This window comes from uncultured Fibrobacter sp. (assembly GCF_937877005.1).
Classification (GTDB): domain Bacteria; phylum Fibrobacterota; class Fibrobacteria; order Fibrobacterales; family Fibrobacteraceae; genus Fibrobacter.
On sequence record NZ_CALEFV010000226.1, the window covers coordinates 1 to 18,494 of the forward strand.

15 protein-coding genes and 1 pseudogene are annotated in these 18,494 nt (G+C 50.9%); 3 read left to right on the forward strand and 13 right to left on the reverse strand.

The features are described from left to right. The 13 genes and pseudogenes from Q0628_RS10020 to Q0628_RS10080 all read right to left on the reverse strand — a co-directional run. Positions 1-288, reverse strand: a pseudogene (locus Q0628_RS10020) (hypothetical protein); the annotation flags it as partial. Next, positions 239-1,174 carry a hypothetical protein gene (locus Q0628_RS10025; protein WP_298770639.1) on the reverse strand — a complete coding sequence of 312 codons (936 nt, stop codon included), beginning with the start codon at positions 1,172-1,174 and terminating at the stop codon, positions 239-241. The pseudogene Q0628_RS10020 and the gene Q0628_RS10025, both read right to left, overlap by 50 nt. A 12-nt stretch (positions 1,175-1,186) precedes the next feature. Continuing rightward, positions 1,187-2,002 carry a hypothetical protein gene (locus Q0628_RS10030; RefSeq protein ID WP_298770641.1) on the reverse strand — a complete coding sequence of 272 codons (816 nt, stop codon included), beginning with the start codon at positions 2,000-2,002 and terminating at the stop codon, positions 1,187-1,189. Positions 2,003-2,156: 154 nt separating this feature from the next. Then, complete coding sequence (gene radC, locus Q0628_RS10035) at positions 2,157-2,834, reverse strand: DNA repair protein RadC (protein ID WP_298770643.1); 678 nt, start codon at positions 2,832-2,834, stop codon at positions 2,157-2,159. A 74-nt stretch (positions 2,835-2,908) separates the two neighbouring features. Further along, complete coding sequence (locus Q0628_RS10040) at positions 2,909-3,961, reverse strand: acyltransferase (RefSeq protein ID WP_298770645.1); 1,053 nt, start codon at positions 3,959-3,961, stop codon at positions 2,909-2,911. 11 nt (positions 3,962-3,972) lie between these two features. After that, positions 3,973-4,782 (reverse strand): alpha/beta hydrolase, encoded by an 810-nt coding sequence (locus tag Q0628_RS10045; protein ID WP_298770647.1) that lies wholly within the window; start codon positions 4,780-4,782, stop codon positions 3,973-3,975. Positions 4,783-4,855: 73 nt separating this feature from the next. After that, positions 4,856-6,232 carry a mannose-1-phosphate guanylyltransferase/mannose-6-phosphate isomerase gene (locus tag Q0628_RS10050; RefSeq protein WP_298770649.1) on the reverse strand — a complete coding sequence of 459 codons (1,377 nt, stop codon included), beginning with the start codon at positions 6,230-6,232 and terminating at the stop codon, positions 4,856-4,858. 13 nt (positions 6,233-6,245) lie between these two features. Beyond that, entirely contained in the window at positions 6,246-7,379 is a 1,134-nt protein-coding gene (locus tag Q0628_RS10055) for a polysaccharide biosynthesis/export family protein (protein ID WP_298770651.1), read from the reverse strand. Between the two features lie 21 nt (positions 7,380-7,400). Next, on the reverse strand, positions 7,401-7,847 hold the full coding sequence (locus Q0628_RS10060) for a low molecular weight protein-tyrosine-phosphatase (protein WP_298770653.1): 447 nt from the start codon (positions 7,845-7,847) through the stop codon (positions 7,401-7,403). A gap of 100 nt (positions 7,848-7,947) precedes the next feature. After that, positions 7,948-8,511 carry a dTDP-4-dehydrorhamnose 3,5-epimerase gene (gene rfbC / locus Q0628_RS10065; protein ID WP_298770655.1) on the reverse strand — a complete coding sequence of 188 codons (564 nt, stop codon included), beginning with the start codon at positions 8,509-8,511 and terminating at the stop codon, positions 7,948-7,950. Positions 8,512-8,518: 7 nt separating this feature from the next. Next, complete coding sequence (locus Q0628_RS10070; protein WP_298770657.1) at positions 8,519-9,649, reverse strand: dTDP-glucose 4,6-dehydratase; 1,131 nt, start codon at positions 9,647-9,649, stop codon at positions 8,519-8,521. Between the two features lie 9 nt (positions 9,650-9,658). Further along, positions 9,659-10,546 (reverse strand): glucose-1-phosphate thymidylyltransferase RfbA, encoded by an 888-nt coding sequence (rfbA, locus tag Q0628_RS10075; RefSeq protein ID WP_298770659.1) that lies wholly within the window; start codon positions 10,544-10,546, stop codon positions 9,659-9,661. A 14-nt stretch (positions 10,547-10,560) separates the two neighbouring features. Next, entirely contained in the window at positions 10,561-12,657 is a 2,097-nt protein-coding gene (locus Q0628_RS10080; RefSeq protein WP_298770661.1) for a polysaccharide biosynthesis tyrosine autokinase, read from the reverse strand. A gap of 78 nt (positions 12,658-12,735) precedes the next feature. On the opposite strand from Q0628_RS10080, the gene Q0628_RS10085 reads away from it, so the two are divergent. The 3 genes from Q0628_RS10085 to Q0628_RS10095 all read left to right on the forward strand — a co-directional run bounded on the left by Q0628_RS10085 (position 12,736) and on the right by Q0628_RS10095 (position 18,389). Beyond that, a complete protein-coding gene (locus Q0628_RS10085; protein ID WP_298770663.1) occupies positions 12,736-15,336 on the forward strand; it encodes an RNA helicase in 2,601 nt (866 codons plus the stop codon). A 437-nt stretch (positions 15,337-15,773) separates the two neighbouring features. Next, positions 15,774-17,066: an aminotransferase class I/II-fold pyridoxal phosphate-dependent enzyme gene (locus Q0628_RS10090; protein WP_298770665.1), complete on the forward strand. Its 1,293-nt coding sequence runs from the start codon at positions 15,774-15,776 to the stop codon at positions 17,064-17,066. Positions 17,067-17,099: 33 nt separating this feature from the next. Next, positions 17,100-18,389 carry a citrate synthase gene (locus Q0628_RS10095; protein ID WP_298770667.1) on the forward strand — a complete coding sequence of 430 codons (1,290 nt, stop codon included), beginning with the start codon at positions 17,100-17,102 and terminating at the stop codon, positions 18,387-18,389. Positions 18,390-18,494: the final 105 nt, after the last annotated feature.

The following is an 18,494-nucleotide window of genomic DNA, read 5'->3' on the forward strand; positions in this document are numbered from 1 at the left end:
AGAGCAGAGGGAGTCGCCATCCGGGTCAGGGCTTTCCATCGGGCAACCCTGAGCAAACGCTTCACCGGCTTCGGTCGGGCACTTATCAACGCCAGAGCAAATACCATCGTACTGATCAAGCATATTCTTTTCAGTCACCCACGGATCGCAGAGGCCATCCTGGTCGGTGTCGGGGTTACCAAGCGGGCAGCCTTCGTTATTGACCGGGCCAAGCTCGGTCGGGCACTTATCGATACCCTTACAAGACTTGGTGATAGCCCATCGCTTCGTCTTCGGCAGCCTTTTCAAAGTAGAAGCCCATCTTCTTTTCAGTCACCCACGGATCGCAGAGGCCGTCGTTATCAGCGTCCGGATCATCCCATGCGCAGCCCTTATTGGCAGCAGCACCAGCTTCACCCGGGCACATGTCGTAGCCCTTACATACATCAGCAAAGTCGTTCAGGACACCTTCATCGGTTACCCACGGAGAGCAGAGACCGTCACCATCCGGGTCCGGCTGCTTGGTCGGGCATCCGTTGAACGACGGAGAACCGGCCTGACTCGGGCATTCATCAATGCCATCGCAGACATCCTTGAACTTCTTGGTCAGCTTCTTCTGAGAAACCCACGGATCGCAGACGCCATCCTTATCCGGGTCAGGATCATCAAGCGGGCAGCCGTCGTCGCCTTCACCCGCTTCGTTCGGGCACTGGTCGACGCCTTCGCAAACTTCGGTAAATTCAGACTCGAAACCCTTTTCGGCAACCCAAGAGTCGCAGACGCCATCTTCGTCAGCATCAGGATTGCCGAGCGGGCAGCCCTGGTTCAGACGGTGGCCGACATCGTCGGGGCACTTGTCTTCGTCATCATTAACACCATCGCCGTCGCGGTCCTGGGCCAGGAGGAAGCCGCTCCAGGTGATACCGCCATACACGGTATATTCCGGGTTCACGCGGATGCGATCGGCTGTAACAGAATAGCCTTCATTGGTGCGGTCAGCATTTTCAAGAACATTGGCAGCAACGAACTTTTCTCCACCCAGGTAGTAAGATGCACCAAGATGAATGTCAGCTCCAATCGGCAAGTGGAACACCAAGGCGCCGGTAAGCTGTTTCATGTCCAGCTTGCCATCACGGTTGGGCACGCACTGTTCTGCACCAGCGGCATCGATAAAGCAAGCTTCGTAGTCATCCATCTGGATATCCCATTAGTATTCCACAAAGACCGACATGAAGTCCATAAAGTAGACTTCGGCGGCAGCACTCATGAACGGCAAGGACATGTAATCGCTATTGGTCGTATAGCGATAACCACCGTTCAAATGGAGCAGGAACGGGAAACCTTCACCTCCATCCATCTTGCTCACGTCCATCGTCACGGCGAGGCCGCCCTTGATAGTCGTATTCTTGGTACCGAACGGCATCGCGACGCCGTTTTTCTTGTTGATGTATTCCGGTTCACGAATCCAAAGGCCCTGCTTGGTTGCATTGGCCGTACCGACAGAAGCCCCACCGAACACGGCAATATCAAACATCTGATCTTCGGGAAGCGGGAAACGAGCCTTCAAGTCAACCTTCAGGTTACCGATGTAGCCCTTCTTCGTATCAGGAATAGGGCCCTGACCATTGACATCTTCCGCATTAAATTGATCATAATAAACCGGGATCGTAACGCCCAAATCAAAGTAATGCCAAATACCGATTGCAAATCCCAAATAGGCACTTCCGCCGAGGAAGTCTGACACCGGAGCAGTCTTTGCGCCAGGATTACTTGGATCTCTGAAATCCGTTTCCATCAAGGCATATCCACCCGGATTACCTTCAACGGCATCCCTATTAGGGAACATGTCGTTGCCGAAGGTTGCGTCGCCCAAAAGGGTAAACACTAGCTTAGAGTGGCCAAGGGACTGAGCGGACTGAGTCTTGTTCACGCCCACAAAGCCTTCCTTGTTTATAGTCTGGGGATGTCCAGCAAAGGCGGAAGCCGCCAGAGCAAGGGCAAGGCCCATCGCTACTTTTTTCATAGCATCTCCTTAAAAGTGGGAAGCCAACCAAACAAGGCAACCCGATTTAACTTTCCAAAATATAACTTTTTATAAAAAAAGAACGCCACGAAAAAACGCTAAGTATGATGAAAATCAATGAAATACCCTCAACAGCACCTCCAATTGTAAAATTTCAAATACATTGTTCGCCAAAATTTCCATCAAAAAGGTCCGGAAGGCTCCTATGAATACTGGTCGCCCCTCCCCGACCAACAATGATATGGTCCAACACAGGAATCCGTAAAATCCGGCCGGATGTACAGAGTATGCGCGTGACGGCGATATCTTCATCACTAGGAACAGTCGATCCCGACGGATGATTATGCGCGAAAATCACCGAAACGGCGCGATCTTCGATCGCCTTCACGAAAGCCTCCCGCGGATGTACGGGAGTCTGGTTTACAAGACCTGTCGTTAGCCGATGTACCCTAATGACACAATTTGCCGAATTCAGCGTAATCAGGACAAAATTTTCCTGTTCCTCGAATTTCAGAAATGATATTTGGGAAATAATGTCATCGGGACTTTCGATAGGAGTCGCCCTGCCACTCAGCATATATCTTCCCGAAAGTTCTAAGCAAGCTAGAACCTGGGTCGCCTTGACACGCCCAAGTCCCCTTATCCTTTTCAATCTATCCAAGGATGGAACCTGGGTCTCTACAGAAAGAAAGTCCGCTAGGTGGTGAGAAAGTTCAAACACGTCACAATCATGGCAACCACTACCAAGAATCAACGCCAGGAGTTCCTCGTTGCTCATGGCAGAAGCTCCCATTTTTTCAATTTTTTCGCGAGGTAAAAGACTTTCGTGCATATAGAGTCCCTTTTAAGGTTCAACTATATACACAAATAAAAATCAAGTTTGTGAACTTTTCACTCCCCAAAAAATCATTTTTCTACACGAAAGACATTCTTCTGAGCAGTCACATGAGGAAGGAAGCGCCTCATCAGGGGAATCAAAGCCAAGTACAGAAGCATTGTCGAAAAAAACACAACTATCAGCGCGAATGGCTTCGGCCAATGTACATGTAAATCGCGCAACATCTTAATAATGCCCCACTGAACCCATCCATGCGTCACTAGAATCATGATGGAATAACGACCGAAATACGAGATCAACGGAATCTTCCCTATCGCCTTGGAAAGAAAAAGTATAGAAATTGTTCCAAGAAAACCGCAAAGGTAAACACTCCATATCGGAATCCAGTACCTGTTCGCAACGTAACTGACCGCTTCTGGCGGAGACGATATTGTCAACAGGACAACCGCAACGAGACATGCCAATGCGAGGGGAATGTTCCAGCGGTCTAGGCGATTCCGGGCAAGGAAAGGTGAACGGCGATACACCAGATGACCAACACAAAAATACGGAACTGAAGAAAAGGAAGATGACAGGAATAGCGGCAGTTTAACACCGTTTCGTCCTAAAAAGCATCCCAACAAACCAACAATTAAGGAAGTGACAGCAAGAAAAGCCAACTGATAACGAGGGGAAACCTTCTTGGATCCTAAAAAAAGGCCATAAAAAAGCAGGTTTGTCCAAAACAGGCTTAGCAGGAACCATATAGGAACATTCGGAAAGGTTTCGCTCCAAAAGAAGGCCGTCCAGACATGGATTCCAGGGTTTGGGCGCAAATGGAACCACGAAAGAACAAACGGCAAAAGGCAGGAAAGCATCACGTAAAAGAACAAAAACGGAATCAGGAGCTTGTTCACTTTTCGCAAAGCGAAATTGAGAAAGCCCGAATATTCCTTAAAGAACAGGCCCGAAAGAAAAAAATACAGCGGCATTCGAAATGTCGAAAGTGTTTCTTTCAAAAAATAGGTTTCAAGCCCCCAAGTACTCGCCACATGATGCCACACGACAAGCATAATGCATATGCCCTTGGCAAGATCGATAAAGGCATAGCGCGGTTTTGTCGCAGAAAGTTGGGAGGACATAATAATCCGGTCTACTTTTCCAGGAAGCGGAAAATCCTTTCTTTATACTCGTGGAGTTCATCAAATACGGCATGTCCACATCCCTCGTACATGTAGAACTCGCAAGGGACTTTTTCCGATTTGAGCTTTTCCGCTATTTTCTCCGAAGCTTCGGGAGTGACGACACGATCGGCTCCAGCCCCCAATACGAGCGTAGGACACTTTATCTTTCCTAAATCTGCATAAGTATCGACATAGTCACAGGCATCCGCAAAAATGGCAAAGCGTTCCATTTCTTCAACAGAAACATCCTTATACATTTTCTGGATGACTTTGCGATACCGATTTGCAAAGCCCTCTGAAAAGCAATCGTCAATAAAAGCGTTGACAAGGCCCGAGGCATCATGGACCCGGGCAAGACACGCCCATTTGCCGATCGTCTCCAACTGTAGCGGTTCCGCCTTCGATGTCGATGAGGCAAGCACGAGCTTACCCACCAGATCCGGATAATGAATCGCCAATAGCTGAGCGATCATCCCTCCCTGCGAGACACCCATTACGGATGCATTCTCAAGTCCCATTTTTTTCATGACCGCAGCCTGGTCTTTGGCCATAGACAACAAGGAATATCCCTGTTCTGCATTTTTCTTTCGGTCAAAAAAGAAAAGCCTGTATTTTTCCCTAAAGATCTTATAGGGAGCTTCCAGCGCCGAAGCAGAACGTACAGGACTTTTAATCGCAAGCCCCGGAATGATGACCAGATTTTTTTCGCCTTCGCCAAAGCAGGCGTAATCCATGCTTAAGCCATCCGTTTCTACCGTATTCAATGTGCAATCGCTCATGTCTATAAAATAAATAGAATTTTAAAAAAAGGCTCCAGAATTTTGGAGCCTTTTCATTTTATCAAGCCTTTCCTTAATGGCGATGGAAGTCGTCTTCCATGCGGATGATATCGTCTTCGCCGGTGTACTCGCCCACCTGGACTTCCACGATAACGAGCGGGAGCTTGCCCTCGTTCTGCAAGCGATGCACTTCGCCTACCGGAATGTAGGTGGATTCGTTCGGACGCACATAAAACACCTTGTCGCCAACAGTGCAGGTCGCGGTACCGCTTACCACCACCCAGTGTTCCGAGCGGTGCAGGTGCTTCTGCAGAGAAAGACGCTTGCCCGGCTTCACCACGATACGCTTCATCTTGTAGCGTTCGGTGGATTCCAGCACGGAGTAAGTACCCCACGGACGGCTCACGGTCTGCGGAACATTGATCAAGTCGGAACCGCGCTGTTTAAGTTCTTCCACGACCTGCTTCACTTTCTGGCTGCTCGAAAGCGGAGCCACGAGAAGGGCGTCGGGAGTATCCACGATGAGCATCTTGTCGAGGTCAATCGTAGCAATAGCGCGCTGGCAACCCATCACGAGGGAATTCTTGGAACCTACGGCAATATGGCGCGGATTCAAGTTGTTGCCGTTTTCGTCGTGTGGGTACTCACCATAAAGGCTATCGAAGCTGCCAAGGTCACTCCAGCCGATATCGCTTGGAACAACCTTCACCTTGTTCGACTTTTCCATCACGGCGTAGTCAATGGAATTCGACGGAATCGCCATCATGTCCTCGCGAACGATACGGATCGGTTCGTCCTCTTCTTCAGGAGCGTTCGCAAGCGCGTTCTTGGCTGCTTTCAGGATATCCGGAGAGTACTTGGAAAGTTCGTCAAGGAATGTCTTTGCCTTGAAGCAGAAAATACCGCTATTCCAGTAGAAATTACCCGCGAGCAGATACTTTTCAGCGGTGGCACGATCAGGCTTTTCCACAAAACGCTTAACATTTTCACCTTCGGCCTCGATATAGCCGTAGCCCGTTTCCGGAATCGTCGGCGTGATGCCGAATGTCACGAGGTTGCCAGCCTTGGCCAGTTCCTGGGCACGCAGCAAGACCTTCTTATACTCATCCTTTTTGCGGATGACATGATCCGACGGGGAGACTAGCACGACGGTATCCGGATCAAGGGTCAAGCAGGCAAGGGCAATAGCAGGCGCCGTATTGCGGCCCACCGGTTCAAGAAGGAACTTGCAGTCCTTCTTGCCTTCCATTTCAAGCTGATCCTTCGCCAGAAAGAACTGATCCGCATTTGAAACTATAAACTGAGACTCGCATACGGAAGAGTTCGTCACTACAGTCTTCCTAAAAAGGGACTGTCCATCAAAGAGCGGAGCAAACTGCTTGGGCATCAGGGAACGGCTCACGGGCCAAAGGCGCGTGCCCGAACCACCACAAAGAATCAAGTTAATCATCCGTCATCAATCCTTATTTGGTGTAGTCGTCCTTAACGACATGAATGTTATGCGCAGCCAGAGCCCCGTAGTAAACAGCCTGGACAGACGGGAAGATCAAGCTAACAAGACGGTTCCAAGTTGCGAGACCGGACGCATCCACGTAGACGACATCACGCGGGCTCAGCTTAAAGCGATCCGCCATAGCCAGGGCCATCGCATTCTTCGCATTCAACTGGAACACGTCAATCTGCTTTTCAGAGGTGTTGCGAATAACATAGATTCCACGAGAGGTGGCATTCAGCGCCTGCAGACCACCGGCCGTAGCCAAGGCTTCTGCAAGGGTAAGATTTCCACTGTAGATATTCACAATTCCAGAACGGGCCACTTCACCCATCACATAGACCTTCTGTTCCTTTTGGGTTTCCGCCAAAGCAGGAACGAAAATTTGATCGTCGGGCTTGATTATGATGCGTTCAAGAGGCAGATTGGACTGGAATGCATCCAAGTAGTTAATATTGTAAACCTTGTCGCCACGGCGCAACTGCATCGCAGACGGATCAGCCTCCTTTGCAAAGCCGCCAACACCGGCAATAGCATCGGGAAGAGTCATCGGATTCTCGTTGAAGGGGACAAAGCCCGGTCTCATAACGGAACCCGCTACAAAAGCCTTACGGCTATTGTAGCCCGTCACACGGACATCAACCTGCGGATCGTTCAATATCTTGTCAGATAGGCGCTTGGTAATTTCCGCACGGAGTTCCTGTGCAGTAAGGCCCGCAGCCTGAAGCTCTCCCGCATACGGATAGAACAACTTTCCGTCGGTCGTCACCTTCTGGCCAGCCGGCTGATACTGACCCATCGGGGAGGTCAGCTCCGGATGCTCCCAAACCACAACCTGGACCATGTCCAGCGGTCCAATGCGGTATTCCAATTCCGGCAGCGAATCAACCATCAGTTCCTTCAGATCACCAAAATCCTGTGTGCCATCGGCATTTACGCTAACGGCATTGCCAAGGTCCCCCTGATCAATCGAATGAATGCGAACGGTCATTCCATTGTAGTCGGCGGAATCGCCAGGAACCGACATCTGCATCTGCGGACCGGCAAAGCAGCCGCTCAAGATGGCCGCAGCACCGCAGCAAAGCATCAAACCTATCTTTTTCATATTTTCACCCTTATAGGCCAGTTAAGCCTGGCCCTCGCTCTGTTTAATTTTCTCAACCCAATAAGGAGTCAATTTTGAAATAAAATTCCACGCTAGGACAAACGCACTTTCGGGACGACGATACGGATCAGGCACATCAACGCGTTGCGGTTCGCCATAACGGAATACCTTTCCTTCGAGCCAGGGATACCGATGCAACAAATCCATTTTTTGGCCATTTTCCATAACTAGGACAAGATCCGCCCACTTAAGGATATCCAAGTTGATCTGACGGGCACGGTGTGGCGTCATATCCACTCCATGCTCTAGCGCAATTTTCTGACTCAATTCATGAGCAGGATGGTCCACCAGAGCGCCCAATCCCGCACTCATCACATTAAAGCCTTCGCCAAGTTCCTTTTTCAACAGGTACTCACCTGTAGGACTACGGCAAATATTTCCTGTACATACAACTAGAATATTCTTCATTACGTCTAATTTAACAATTTCGATGTCAATAGTCATTTTCCCATAGGGGTTAACCAATAGTTACACCCCTATGGCGCCATTATCATCCAGTAGCCAATCACTATAGGTCAAATGCGAAGCCCAAATCCTTGAGAGCAGGGTTCTTGGTATCCTTTTCGGAGAGGAGCGGTTCGAAGCCGTTGCCGACAGGCCACTCAATGCCGATTTCAGGGTCATTCCACATGAGACCGCCCTCGTCCTTCGGGTCGTAGAGGCGGGTGCACTTGTAAACGAAAGTCGCCGTTTCGCTGAGCACCACGAAACCGTGTGCAAAGCCTTCGGGAATGTAGAACTGCTTCTTGTTTTCGGCAGAAAGGGTAACACCCTCCCACTTGCCGAATGTGGGACTACCCTTGCGCAGGTCCACCGCGACGTCGAAGACTTCGCCTTCGATCACGCGCACAAGTTTGCCCTGCGGGTTCTTCTTTTGGAAGTGGAGCCCGCGAAGTACGCCCTTCTTGCTTCTGGATTCGTTATCTTGTACGAAAGCCATGTTCAAGCCGGCAGCGTCGAATTCAGCCTTGTTGTAGGTTTCCATAAAATAGCCACGATGGTCGCCAAAGACCGTCGGCTCGATGATTGTCACACCCTCGATAGACGTCTTGATGAAATTGAATTTACCCATAAGTCCACTACCTATTCTTGTACATCGTTTCGTAATACTTCTCGTAGTCACCGCTGGTGATGTTGTCCATCCACTCCTGGTTGTCGAGGTACCAGCGCACGGTCTTCTCGATGCCTTCCTGCAGGGACGGTTCCCAGCCGAGTTCCTTCTGGAGCTTGGTGGAGTCAATCGCATAGCGGGCGTCGTGGCCCAGACGGTCGGTGACGTAGGTGATGAGGTTCATGTCCTCGCCTTCGGCGCGGCCGAGCAGCTTATCCACCGTCTTGATCACGACCTTGATGATGTCGATGTTCTTCCACTCGTTGAAGCCGCCGATGTTGTAGGTTTCGGCGATTTTGCCGTTATGGAAAATCACGTCGATGGCGCGGGCATGGTCTTCCACGAAGAGCCAGTCGCGCACGTTCTCGCCCTTGCCGTAAACCGGCAGCGGTTTCTTGTGGCGGATGTTGTTGATGAACAGCGGGATCAGCTTTTCGGGAAACTGGTACGGACCGTAGTTGTTACTGCAGTTCGTGACAATCGTCGGCATGCCGTAAGTATCGTGGAATGCACGCACGAAGTGGTCGGAGCCAGCCTTTGATGCAGAATACGGGCTGTGCGGCGTATACTTGGTGGTTTCGTAGAAGAAGTCGTCACCGTAGGCCAGGTGATGTTCGGAGCTGGAGGCCGTCGTGGTGAACGGGGGCGTAATGCCTTCCGGGTGGTTCATCTTGAGGGCGCCATAGACTTCGTCGGTCGAAATATGATAAAAGCGCTTGCCTTCGTACTTTTCCGGCAAGGATTCCCAGTAGAGTTTCGCGGCCTGCAACAGGCTCAAAGTTCCCATCACATTCGTCTTCGCGAAGGTAAACGGGTCCTTGATGGAACGGTCCACGTGGCTTTCTGCCGCAAGGTGGATGATGCCGTCGACATGCTCGTCCTGCATGAGCTTGTAGAACGCGTCGAAGTCGCAAATGTCCATCTTCACGAACTTGTAGTTCGGCTTGTCCTCGATGTCTTTCAGGTTCGCGAGGTTGCCCGCGTAAGTAAGCTTATCGAGGTTGATAATCTTGTATTCCGGGTACTTGTTGACGAACAGGCGAACAACATGACTCCCGATAAAACCCGCACCGCCGGTAATGACAATGGAACGTTTCATAATTTTTCCCTAGTATTTAATCTTGCCTTCCGCAACTTTGCGCAGATGTTGACCGTAAGGAGATTTGCCGTACTTGGCAGCGGATTCAAGGAGCTTTTCCTTGCTAATCCAACCATTGATATAGGCAATTTCTTCAACGGCGCTAATCTGAATTCCTTGACGATTCTCAACCATCTTCACAAACTCGCCCGCCTCAATCAGGCTATCCATAGTACCGGTATCAAGCCAAGCGAAGCCACGCCCGAGCAGTTTTACATCAAGTTCACCCTTTTCCAAGTAGACACGGTTGAGATCCGTAATTTCAAGTTCTCCACGAGCACTCGGCTTTTGAGCCTTGGCATATCCTGAAACACGGTTGTCATAAAAATAGAGTCCCGTAATGGCATAGTTACTCTTGGGCGCACTCGGTTTTTCTTCGACGGAGATGACCTTTCCCGAATCGTCAAATTCGACGACACCGAAACGCTCAGGATCCTCTACGTAATAACCAAACACGCTAGCGCGCCCATTCTCTTCGGCATTCTTGACTGCAGCCTTCAGAAGAGGACTGAAGCCGTTTCCATAGAAGATATTATCACCAAGCACCATTGCGCAACAATCGTTGCCAATGAATTCTTCTCCCAAGATAAAGGCCTGTGCCAGGCCATCAGGACTGGGCTGCACCTTATAACTTAGGTTCAGTCCCATAGCCGAGCCGTCTCCGAGAAGGCGTTCGAAGTTCGGCAAATCCGTAGGAGTAGAAATGATAAGGATGTCGCGAATCCCTGCAAGCATCAATGTCGACAAGGGATAATAAATCATGGGTTTATCGTAGACAGGCAAAAGCTGCTTCGACGTGACCATGGTCAGCGGGTAAAGCCTAGTTCCAGATCCGCCGGCAAGAATAATCCCCTTCATAAAGACTCCTTCAATTAATACTTACCGTATTTATAGCCATATCCTTCGGTGCGGCTATGTTCATACTTATTGATAACGATAGAAGCATGGGCCTGAGAGTTCCCCTTGAGAATCTGCGCCATACCATCCTTGATCGCTTCAATAGAATGCTTATTGTATTCAATGACCATCACCACCTGAGCCGCAACACGGCACGCTAGCGCGGCATCGGTGACGAGCATAATAGGCGGAGTATCAACAATGACCAAGTCATACTCTTCCTTAAACCGTCCAATCAATTCCTGATAGTGTTTCGATCCGAGAAGTTCAGCAGGATTTGCAGGAACATTGCCACAAGGAATGACGAACAGGTTTTCAACTTCTGTCGGCACAATAACTTTCTCTACATCTACTTCACGGAGCAGCACCTGAGACAGGCCATTTCCACGCTTAATACCGAACTCCTTATGAAGGCGGCCCTTACGCAAGTCGGCATCGATAAGCAGGACTCTCTTGCCAAGTCCCGCAAACAGGGCAGCAAGATTCACAGAAATAAAGCTCTTGCCAACACCCGGAATCAAGCCGCTAACTCCAATGACAGAGCCTCCTTCGTCCATCATCGAAAATTCCAGGGACGAACGCAGAGCTCGCAGGGATTCCACAGCCACATCATCGGGTTCCACCACCGCAAGCGGTCTTGTTCCCTTGGTTCCCTTCGGATTGCCCTTCGGCACCTTGGCATAAACCGTAAATCCAGTTTCTTTTTCAATAAAGCTGGAACTCTTCACGCCACTGCTGAACTTGGACTTGATTGATACAATAGTCGCTCCCAACAGGAACCCAAAGAATAGAGCAATGCAAAGGACCATTTTCTTCTTAGGCTTGGTCGGCTTTGTCACCTGTTCCGCAAAATCAATGACACGCACCGAACCCACTTCTCCTGCAGACACCAACCGCAGTTGCTGGATATTGTTGAGCATGCTCGTATACATGACCTTGCTGAGTTCCACCTCATTTTGCAACTTGAGCACCTCCTGCTGTGTAGCAGGAAGTTTCTTGACTTCACTGGATGTTCCCGCCAATTCACGGCGTAGGGCATTTTCCTGATCTTCCAGAGTCTTAACCGTCGGGTGTTCCGAATGGAACAGGCGGATGGCTTCCTGCTTTTTCTGTTGCAGGGCAAGAATATCCTGTTGCAATTTCATGCGACGCTGCAGCACCAACTGAGTTTCGGCATTAATATCCACAGAACCAACACGATTGCGGTAGCTATTCAGATTCATCAAAGAAGAATCCATCTGAGCCTTAACGTCGGGCAGCTGCTTTTCGAGGAATTCCAAAGTCTTTTGAGCTTCGGCATTACGTTCCTCTACATTCTGACGCAAATAGGAGGACGCCACTTCATTCAGGATTTCAACAGCGCGATCTGGATAGATATCCTGATAAGAGAATTCCAGAATACCCGTTTTCTTGCCCTTTTCCTTAACATCAAACGCAGAACGGAACTTGTTGATGGCATCAAGGCGCTTGCTTCGGGTCACCGCAAACCTCTGCGACGGACCGACAATTGCTCGAAAAATACCGAAAGAGGCAGAATCTCCGGCATAAGCGAAATGGTATGTCCGCCCAGGCTCACCCGAAAGGACGAGAACATCGTTGTGGTCATACAGGTCAAAGTTGCCAAGAGAATCCTTCGTAACCACCGTCCATGGCAGTTCCTGCTCGTCCTTAGGCAGGCGTTCCCAAGGAACCACAAAGTTACTCAGTTCCAGTCGTCCTTCATGATGAAGCAAACGATCCATGAAGTTTAGCGGTTCAGCATTAAGGTCCAACCGCATTTTTTCTACGGCAGACCCCATCACCTGACGGCTCTTAATGAGTTCCATTTCCGTTTCTGCGGGGCTAGTCGTCGAGAACATGGCGCTAAGCCCACCCATCATAGACGAGCCCTTCGCATTTTTCGATTCAATCTGCAGCAAGGCATCAACTTCATAAACAGGACGAATCCATAAAGCAACAAAGACACCAACAAATCCAGCCAAAATAAGGCAGGGGCCCATGATGTACCAATTTTTGACCAATTCCTTTACGAACTCACCCAAATCTGTTTCTTCTTTCTTTTTCGATGCCATACGAAGCTCATCCTTAAAACTCTATACACCCGTAATTTAGAAAAAAAAGATTATACCTCAAAAGCTATCTTTGTATTTATGAGTGAAAACGCCTGTAAAGCCCTAAAAGATTTTTTACCATCCCACCCGCTGAACGCTGGAGAAGGCTCCGAAGTCCTGTTGGAATCTTTCCTTTCCTGGACTGAAGCGCATGGGACATCACTTTATCCTGCACAGGAAGAAGCCATTTTGGAGCTTTTGGACGGGAAAAACGTCATTTTGAACACCCCCACGGGCTCCGGAAAATCAATGGTTGCCTTGGCACTTCATTTCGACAGCTTGGCACACGGACGCCGCAGCGTTTACACCTGCCCCATCAAGGCTTTGGTCAACGAAAAATGGATGGCGCTCTGCAAGGAATTCGGTGCCGAAAATGTGGGCCTCTCGACAGGAGATGCGACCGTCAACCATGACGCTCCTATCCTTTGTTGTACCGCTGAAATCCTGAGTAACATGGCGTTGAACGAAGGCGAGCAGCTTACGATTACCGACGTAGTGATGGACGAGTTCCACTACTATTCCGACAAGGAACGTGGTGTCGCTTGGCAGGTACCGCTGCTCACGCTTCCGCAGGCAAGATTCCTGCTCATGAGTGCAACCGTCGGCGCCACCGAATTTTTCGAACGCGACATGACGAAGCATACGGGCCGCGAGTCGGTGACGGTACGTTCGTCACAGCGCCCAGTTCCGCTCGATTTCAGCTATTCCGAAACCGAGATTTCGAATACGGTGCAAAAGCTTGTGTCTAGCGGCAAGGCGCCCGTTTACGTGGTGCATTTTACGCAAGCGGCCGCGGCGACCAACGCCCAGAATTTCATGAGTCTGGACTTGTGTACTAAAGAAGAAAAACAGGCGATTAACGACGCCATCAAGGAAGTCCGATTCAGCAGTCCTTACGGCCCCGAAGTCAAGCGCTGGCTCAAGCAAGGCATTGGCCTGCACCATGCGGGACTTTTGCCCAAGTACCGCATCCTCTGCGAAAAACTCGCCCAAAAAGGATTGCTCAAAGTCATTTGCGGCACCGATACGCTTGGCGTAGGCGTAAACGTTCCCATTCGAACGGTGCTTTTCACGCAGCTCTGCAAGTACAGCGGCGACAAAACGGCGATTCTGACCGCGCGCGATTTCCACCAGATTGCAGGCCGCGCAGGCCGTAAAGGCTTCGATGACATCGGTTACGTGGTGGCGCAGGCTCCCGAACATGTGATCGAGAACTTGAAACTCGAAGCGAAAACCAAGCAGACCGGCAAAAAATTCCAGAAAAAGAAACCGCCCGAACACGGCTACGTGCCTTTTGACGAAAGCACCTACAAGCGATTGATTGCCGCTTCGCCGGAACCGCTAACATCCAGTTTCCAGGTGAGTCACGGAATGCTCCTGAACATTCTGAGCCGCCCTACCGACGGCTGCACCGCCATGCGCAACCTGCTCAAGGATTGCCACGAAAGCGCCACTAGCAAAAAGAAATTGCAGCACCGTGCTTTTCAGCTTTTCAAGAGCCTCGTCAAAAAAAATATCATCGAATTCGTGACACCGATTGCACCGGGTTACAGTAAACTACGCGTGAACATGGACCTGCAAGATGACTTTTCGATGAACCAGCCGCTTTCGCTGTACTTGGTTGATACACTTCCGAAATTGGACCGTGAAAGCCCCGAATACGCTCTTGATGTAATTACTTTGTGCGAAAGTATCGTTGAAAATCCGGATGCAATTCTGCGCATTCAGCAGAACAAGGCGCGTAACGCCCGCCTCGACGAGCTCAAGGCGCAAGGTATGGAATTCAACCAGCGCATGGAAGAACTCGAAAAAGTCGAGTACCCCAAGCCGCTCCGCGATTTCATTTACGACACCTATAACGCCTTTGCCGAAGAACACCCCTGGGTCGATGTGAATATCGAGCCCAAGAGCATCGTGCGCGAAATGTTCGAAAATTTCAGCACTTTTAGCGGGTACGTCAAGCAGTACGGCCTGCAGCGCATGGAAGCAATTCTACTCCGACATATCAACGGCGTTTACAAGGTGCTCACCCAAACCGTTCCCGACGGCTACAAGAACGAAGAGCTCCTCGACATGCAGGACTATTTGGGCGACATGATTCGTCGCACCGACTCGAGCCTGCTCGAGGAATGGGAAAAAATGGCGCACCCCGAAGACTACCAAAAGCGCATGGAAGCCGCAGGCGCCACGGAACTCGAGACCGCCTTCGGGGCCGACAAGGTGGCCGCCGACATCACCTACGACAAGAAGCGTTTTGTTGTCATGGTACGCCAGCGCATTTTCCAGTTCATGTCGGCTCTCCGGAAGCAGGCCTATGGCGATGTGCTCGACATGCTTGCCGACGACCTCGCCGAAGGCCAGATGCTCGTGGACGGCGAAGGCAAACCCTGGACCGAAAACGGGCTCATGGAAATCATGGCCGCCTACACCGCAGAGCATCACAATTTCCGCCTCGATGTCGAAGGCCGCTCGCTGCACCATACGATTATCACCTACGAAGGCGAAATCATGCACGTTCAGCAAATGTTGCAAGACGAAGAAGACTTTAACGACTGGAGCATCGATTTCGATGTGAATCTTGCCGAATGCCGCGACGCGGGCATGCCGCTCCTTAAAATGAAACGCATCGGTGAAGTATAATCGCCGATGCGCTAATCATTCCAAGGAGCTTTAGGATGATTACTTTTCAAAAGAACTTTTTTATGCGGAGCTCCAATGCGAGTTAATATAAATTAATTCCGCATGGGAAACAACTCTTTTCGTTTGGTGTTGCATTTTTTGCAAAAAACGATGATACGAGTCACTAAAAATGGGGCGTTACGGGGGTGGAACCCCCGTTGGAAAGGGTAGGCCAAGCGCGGCTTGGGCGAGGGGAAGGCTTTCCCCCATTGAATCCTACTTTTTTGTAACATAGATGCATTTTTCACCCCATTTTCTGTCTACTGCCTACTTTTTTATCAATGCCCTAAAGGGCAAGATAGTGCAGCTCGGCAATGCAAGTTCTAGTAGGCTAGCCCTTGCACTGCTCTCGCTTTTTTCTATCTTTGGCCTCGTAAAATTTTCAAAGGACACAAACCATGAACTACAATCCTTTAGCACAGGCTCTCAACGCCGAACTTTCCGCAAACGGCTGCAAAGTTCTCGACATGCTCTCTGAACAGGGCAAGGCGATTTTCTTCCCCCGCAAGGGTATCCTCGGCCAAGGCGCCGAAGCCAAGGGCTCCGAGATCAACGCTACGATTGGCACCGCCCTCGAAGACGATGGCTCTCCGCTCGTGCTGGATTGCGTTCTCAAGTCCCTGAATCTGCCCAAGCAGGCCTTCCTGTATGCCCCGAGCTTCGGTAACCCGGACCTCCGCAAGGAATGGAAGAAGCAGGTCATCATCAAGAACCCGACGCTTGCAAACAAGAACTTCAGCACGCCGGTCGTGACCTGCGCCTTGACGCATGCCATCAGCTGCGCCGGCTACCTGTTCCTCGATGCCGGTGACGAAGTGATTATCCCGGACCTGTACTGGGACAACTACGAACTCGTGTTCGAAAACGCCCGCGGCGCCAAGATCAAGACCTTCAACACCTTCAAGAACGGCGGCTTCGATACCGAAGCCTTGAAGGCCGCTTTGGAAAACAGCAAGGGCGACAAGAAGGTCGTGCTCCTGAACTTCCCGAACAACCCGACCGGCTACACCGCTACCGAAACGGAAGCAGTTGAAATCGCAAAGATCCTCACCGAATGCGCCGCCAAGGGCAACAAGGTGGTGGCTATCCTCGACGATGCCTACTTCGGACTGGTGTACGAAGAAGGCGTGACCAAGGAATCCCTGTTCGTGAAGCTCGTGGACGCTCACGAAAACCTCCTCGCCGTCAAGCTCGACGGCCCGACCAAGGAAGACTACGTATGGGGCTTCCGCGTGGGCTTCATGAGCTTCGGCTTCAAGGGTGCAACCGAAGCCCAGCTCAAGGCCATGGAAGACAAGGCCGCCGGCACCGTCCGTGGCAACATTTCGAATGGACCTTCCATCAGCCAGAGGATTTTGCTTGCCGCTTACCAGAGCCCGGAATACGCCCAGCAGAAGGCCGAAAAGTACGCCACTTTGAAGAAGCGCTACGACATCATCAAGGAAGTCCTCGCCGCCCATCCGGAATACAAGGAAGCCTTCGACCCGATGCCGTGCAACAGCGGTTACTTTATGTGCATCAAGCCGAAGGGCGTCGATGCAGAACAACTCCGCGAAAAGCTCATCAAGGACTACAGCACGGGCACCATCATGCTTTCTGGCTTGATCCGCCTCGCATTCTCCGCCGTGCCGACCGAAAAGCTTCCCAAGCTGTTCGACAATATCTATAATTGCATTTTGAAGATGAAGTAAGGTGCGGGTAACCTCGTACCTCCTGGAGGAATAATGTCCGACAACGCCATTTTAAGTTACAACGGAAAGAGCATCGAGCTCCCTGTTGTTGAAGGTGCTGAAAACGAACACGGTCTCGACATCTGCAAACTCCGCAAGGAAACCGGCCTGGTAACCTTGGATTACGGCTACCTGAACACCGGTAGCACCCGAAGCGCCATCACCTATGTGGACGGCGAGAAGGGTATCCTGCGTTACCGCGGTTACAGCATCGAGGACCTTGCCGAAAAGGCAACCTTCCCCGAAACCGCCTGGCTCCTGATTTACGGTGAACTGCCGACCCAGCAGCAGCTCGCGCGTTTCCGCACGTTGTTGACCGAGAACGCCCTCCTCCACGAGAACCTTCTGCACTTCTTTAGGCAGATGCCGCCCAGCGCTCACCCGATGGGAATCTTAAGTTCCATCGTGAACGCCGTGGGCCTGTTTACGCCGCGTTTCTATGACGACGAAAACATCGCCGACGTGTTCGACCTCACGACCGCAAGCTTGATTTCGAAGATCCGCACGATCGCCGCCTTCTCTTACAAGGCAAGCATCGGCGAACCGTTCGTGTACCCCGAAGCGGAACGCAGCTACTGCAGCAACTTCCTGAACATGATGTTCAGCAGCAAGGCGCGTTCCTACCACCCCGATCCGATCATGGAAAAGGCGCTGAACACGCTTCTGATTGTGCACGCCGACCACGAACAGAACTGTTCCACCTCTACCGTGCGTATGGTGGGTAGCTCTCACGCTAACTTGTATGCAAGTATCTGCGCCGGCATTTGCGCCCTGTGGGGCCCGCTCCATGGCGGTGCAAACCAGGCCGTACTCGAAACGCTCCTGCGCATTCAGCAGAGCGGCATGACCATTGACCAGGTAATGGACAAGGCCAAGGACAAGAACGATCCGTTCCGTCTTTCCGGTTTCGGTCACCGCGTCTACAAGAGCTACGACCCGCGCGCGAAGGTCTTGAAGAAGCTTATGTACCAGGTGTTCGAACGCGAGCACTTCCACGACCCGCTGCTGGACATTGCGCTCAAGCTCGAAGAAGCCGCCCTCAAGGACGACTACTTCATCGAACGCAAGCTCTACCCGAACGTGGACTTCTACTCGGGCATTCTCTACCGCGCCATGGGTATTCCGACGAACATGCTTACGGTGATGTTCGCTATCGGCCGACTCCCCGGCTGGATTGCCCACTGGAAAGAAATGCACGACGATCCGAATTCGAAGATCAACCGTCCGCGCCAGATTTACACGGGCCATACCGCCCGCCCCTGGGTCGACCGCGACAAAAGGTAGAGTTAAAGCGATTATTCAAAAAGCCGTCGGAACAAATCCGGCGGCATTTTTTGTTCTAATTCGGAGCATTATATATACTCCAAATTGGAATATATATAAATGAAA